This is a genomic window from Pseudomonas gregormendelii (assembly GCF_017114825.1).
Classification (GTDB): Bacteria; Pseudomonadota; Gammaproteobacteria; order Pseudomonadales; family Pseudomonadaceae; genus Aquipseudomonas; species Aquipseudomonas gregormendelii.
Genome location: NZ_JADEVO010000077.1, coordinates 1 through 4,815, shown reverse-complemented (window position 1 = coordinate 4,815; position 4,815 = coordinate 1). Strand labels below are relative to the sequence as shown.

At 47.4% G+C, this 4,815-nt stretch carries 4 protein-coding genes; 2 read left to right on the top strand and 2 right to left on the bottom strand.

Features of this window, described 5'->3' with window-relative positions; all coding sequences use genetic code 11:
• Positions 1-12: 12 nt before the first annotated feature.
• Entirely contained in the window at positions 13-309 is a 297-nt protein-coding gene (locus IMW75_RS26475) for a hypothetical protein (protein WP_205894276.1), read from the bottom strand.
• 1,072 nt (positions 310-1,381) lie between these two features.
• Between IMW75_RS26475 and IMW75_RS26470 the strand changes: the two genes are divergently transcribed.
• Together IMW75_RS26470 and IMW75_RS26465 are read left to right on the top strand one after the other, a co-directional pair.
• Positions 1,382-1,783, top strand: a complete 402-nt coding sequence (locus tag IMW75_RS26470; RefSeq protein WP_205894275.1) for a tetratricopeptide repeat protein — start codon at positions 1,382-1,384, stop codon at positions 1,781-1,783.
• 199 nt (positions 1,784-1,982) lie between these two features.
• The gene (locus IMW75_RS26465; protein WP_205894274.1) at positions 1,983-2,402 is read left to right on the top strand and encodes a pilin; all 420 of its coding nucleotides are present in this window, start codon (positions 1,983-1,985) and stop codon (positions 2,400-2,402) included.
• Positions 2,403-3,281: 879 nt separating this feature from the next.
• Here IMW75_RS26465 and IMW75_RS26460 read toward each other — a convergent pair.
• On the bottom strand, positions 3,282-4,815 hold a 1,534-nt coding region (locus IMW75_RS26460; RefSeq protein WP_205894273.1), incomplete at its 5' end, for an AIPR family protein.

Below are 4,815 nucleotides of genomic sequence, written 5' to 3'. Positions count from 1 at the left end.
AACGCTTCGATTTCAAATGTCCGATCGAAGTGATGAGTGAGGTGATGCAAAAGGCCATTGCGATGCGGCACGATACTCCCACTTCGATTCAATAACCGTGTTGCACTCAGCTCCTGCAACCGCCCCTTTTAATTTCGTTTCCAGTTTCTCTGCTTTGTAACTTCTGATGGCTTTAAATATTCCAATTGCAGATCCGGTTATTGGAAATGCGCTCAAAGCTCCGCTAGTTACGAAGGTGTCGACGAGTGCTTCTACTGTTTCTTCTAAGGGCAACTCCTTGCCCGCCTTGATTATTTTTCTGTCTTTCATTGGAGCTCATCCATATTAAGTTGTTAATCGCCTTGTTTCGCGGTCTCTCCCAGAGATAATGCCTACACAATGTTGACGCCGACATCGAATTGACCCACATGCTGACTCAGGGGTGACCCACCTCCAATAGGAAAGACTCAGCACAGGATATGCTTCGCAAGGTATTAGGTTGGGCCAGTGACATCTCGGTAACTAGGTCAATTCAACGTCGGCGCCAATAGCTCACCCTGATCGCCTCACCGCCTCGACCCTCCAGTTGCCCCTCGCTACCCCCGGTCTTGCATCCGTCACACGTTCCGGCTCCCGCTGGGCCATCCGTTTCGTGCGGAAGGATTCGTGTGCCTGGCGTTTGGCGAGGGGTGGTAGGGGGTAGCAAAAAGGGCGCATTAGCTTACTCGGTTACCTCGCATGCTGCGGACTTAGCTGGGTATTCAGCCTTCGATCAACAGGTAATCTAATAGTCAACGTGTGAGTTTTTTCTCATATGAATAGAATGAAGGCCGTATGTACTTGACCCGCTTTTCCATTTTGGGCCTCTTGAAGCTGCACATATGAGGCTTTCTATTAATTATAGGTCTGCTAAACCATTGATTAGTAACGATAATATTCTTAATGCTTATCAGTCACGGTGAGATAGCGCCTTGGCGTCGGTAATGTCTATTGCCTATCTCTCGCCATTCTCTGTCGGTCATGGCTACGAAGCGTGCCGTTCAAATCCGCTGGAATCGGTGGTCAGGCCGACTGCAAACAGGTGGTCAAGTGCAGTGCAATTTCGCGATTACCAGAGGGGCAGGTTTTTTGGTGAGGATCGTGCATTCGCCAAGGTCATAGATTGGGTGTAAGAGCATCGGCAGAAATATTGCGTATTTTTCAGTTAAAATCATATCCTGTTTAGACAACTGGCATATTGTTGCAAGACGAAATCTTTTCGGCAGGGCGGTTCTCAAAACCGTTCCTGCTCGCAACCAATCGCTCATGACCATTTCAACCCTAAGGAGAAATTATGCGATCGATAGGGCTGGATTCAGCAATAGCCATGAGTGAGCACAGCAAACGTACCTGGTGGCGTAGAGTGTCCGCCAACATCGTAGGGCGTACCTGCAGCGATCGGGGAAGAACAATGGTTGTACTTGATCATGTCCTTCCTTTTATTTCGGTCCAGCTCAACGATGACGACATTGATCTGATCGTTTCGGCCGATGCGGGAAACGCTGATGCGCAAAACGATTTGGCCCAGTTGTTCGATGAACTTGGAAAGCGTGAAGTTGCGTTGTATTGGTGGGGTGCTTCAGCCGATCAAGGGCACCCTGATGCCATGCATCATCTCGGCAACTGCTTCATCTGCGGCAGTGGCGTCTGCAAGGATGAGAACACTGGAATCATGTGGATCGCCAAGGCCGCGTCTCTAGGACATGTCGTGGCCAGAGGGCAAATAAATTCTCTTTTGCGATTTGCCAACATTGGAGCACGCTGAATATCCTGGCATTCGATGGCACATGCCAAGCTGTGCCAATGTTGATTAAGGCGCAATCAAACCTATGACAAATTTTGCTAAGTGAACACGATGTTGCTTTATGCGGCGGTTCTACTGCCTGCCGAGGCTGGCATAGGCCTTGCTTGCCTACATCAAGAAACGGTATTTCTGCCGTTAAATACATAGAGGGATTTCGTAGATGAAATCTGCACAACAGGGTTTTACGCTCATTGAACTACTCATAGTCGTTGCGATCATCGGGATTCTGGCAACATTCGCTATCCCGGCGTATTCTGATTATGTGGCTAAAGCCAAGGTTGGTGCGGCAATAGCGGAGATTTCTCCTGGAAAGACAGGATACGAAGTGATGGTAAATGAAGGCAATGCGGCTAGTATCTCGCCGGCTGGAATCGGATTACAAACCAGCACACCTAATTGCACTACTATCGCAACGACTCAGGCAGCCACCGGTGATGGCACGATCTCCTGTGTTATCAAAGATAATATTGCAGCAGCAGGTAGCGTTGTTTGGTCGCGAAGTACCGCCGGTGTATGGACATGTAAATATACTGGCGCTGATAAGTATGCATCCAAGGGTTGCCCTAAAGGCACACTATAAAAAATAGCATCAGACGATTTCGATACTGCATCTTAAGTCACACTGCCTAGCTGTTCGGCGATAGACGACTGCCACTCCTCTCCAGACCATCGCTGTAAGGAGAGGAGCGTGCATTGGTTGGCGGCCGCTCGCATTGACCAGTAAATTATAAATTCAGTACTATCCGCCGCTCGTTTCAAAACTGCACTTTCGCAAATCCCGTCGCCCAAGTATGGTGAGCTTCAGCTATTCCTGACGAAATCTTCGGGCGCTTAAATCCCCGCTGATAACTCGTGATGACTGAAAAATAGTGGCTAGTAGATTGCGTCAAAAAATGAGGAATACTCGCGCACTTAGCTTCATTTCCCCTGCTTTTGGCGGCTGTCTCCGAACTTGGGGTGCCGATTATCGCCCAGCAAAAATGGTACATTCGCACTCGCGTTCGGATTTTTTGAGGCTCACCTTGAGCCAGCTGTTGGGGCACAGAAGCGTGAAGGGCGTCAGGCCGTCCACCGATGGGCAACCTGCTTCTCAGCTAGTCACGATTATAGGGAATGGCAGGGAGGATTGAGCTTAAGTGCGAACGAAGTTCTGGCACGCGCTGCCGAAGCCGCTCACAAGGCACTATCTGTTGACACTGATGCCATTCTGACCCAGCTGCCGGAATTCATTGGCCCTGACGAATACCCAGCAAACGATGGTTTGCGCTGGATTTCAGAGGCCGCTTATGGGGCAGCCAAAATCAGCCACTTGGTCAAAATTGCTTTGTCACCAATAATCTAGGAAGTCAGGGGCGATTCATGTCCCTTTTAATACCCTAAAAAAAAGAGCGCATAACGCCCTTTTTATATTAATTAGTGATTAGGGCCAGAGGTTTTCTTAAAATTGCCCATTTAAAATCTAAGCTTTAGCTGCGCGTTTAGATTTTTTAGCCGGAGTTGAATCAGGTATTGCCGCAAGCATTTCCTCAAGGACAACCTGCCTTTTGAGTCTATCGTCTGAAATCTCTCCCAGCGTCTCCAATATTTCCACTGCTTGTTTAAATGGCGCTAATGCGTGCTCACCGGGCTTGGTGAGTTTATCAATGATCTTCTGGCAATAAGCCTCCATTTTTTTTGACTTGAGCGCAGGTTTATCTTTGCCGGCAATAATCGCGCATACTAAAACAAGAATATGCCACTTGAATCTTCTCATGTTCTGAGGGACGTTGCTGCTGGCAACATACAAGTGCAGTCGATACAATGTTAGACACGACGCATAAAAAATAACCTCCTTATTTTCCTCATCGAACATAACACCGGAAAGACTCTCATACATTTTTTTAGGGTAGCGATAAGCCAAGTCAGGACGATGGCAGAACATCGAAGCCACACACTTGGCAACAGTATTAATGTTGAAGGTGCGAATGGCAGGTACCTCTTTCCCGAAGTACTGCTTTTCTCTGCGCTCAAAGTAGAGGCGTCCGTCCTGCCCTTCAAACGAATTAAATAGCTGTTCGACACGTTTTATTATAGGGCGAAGTGTTAGAAATTGAGTTTCATCAACCTTAGATTGACTATTTGTCGCCCTAACCAACTCCGAAAATACATCCTCACTGGAGGTTTCAATTACCTTGAGTGTAACCATCACCCTGTCATCATATTGACCTCTATTTTCATAAAGAATATTAGAGGTCTGGCAGCCATTTACAATTTGAAAATTCTCCAGATGCAAAACGTTGCCTTGCAAGCGAATGTCTGGGCTGACAATAGTTATGCCGTTGTTTAGCACCGGGAAGCGGGTGGATGTAACGCTGCTATTAAGTGTTTCAGCAATCGACTGGTTAACTATGTTGTCGCCGCCTAAATATGCCCGCACGTTTTCTTCAAAAACCTGAGTTCGAAGACTGCCGTCTTCTGCAACCAATAAATTGGCTACGACGTCTACAGCTCGCGCAACCACCAAATAGGCTTCTTCAATGCCAGCAATCGTAGGGAGTGGAGCGGAACCAAAAAGAGGAAGTTGTGCTGTAATGCCAGAATAAGTTGATACCCAAAGCTCAGTCAGCTCATTACGGCCAAAGCACTTAATATCCGCTTCAGAAAAATACCCTAAATCACTAATTTGTTTTTCAAAAGCAGTAATTGCATTAATAAACTCTTTTGGTGCAAGGTAATTTCCAGTGGTTATAAATCGTGCAGTTAAGCGGGGTTTGCCATTACGAATTTTTGGGACGTTCCTGATACACTCATCAAATACATTTCTTGCGTTTATCTGAATTGTATCAGTCGCTAGGTAAGGATCCTCGTTTAGAAAGCGTAAGATAGACTGGGCGGCGGCAAAAACTGAGTGCAACACCTGACCTTTCCGGTACGGTGCTGCCCCATGTCCTATCACGAACTCAGCGTCGAAGAACGCGCCGCCATTCAAATCGGTCATATCCAGGGCCTCAGCC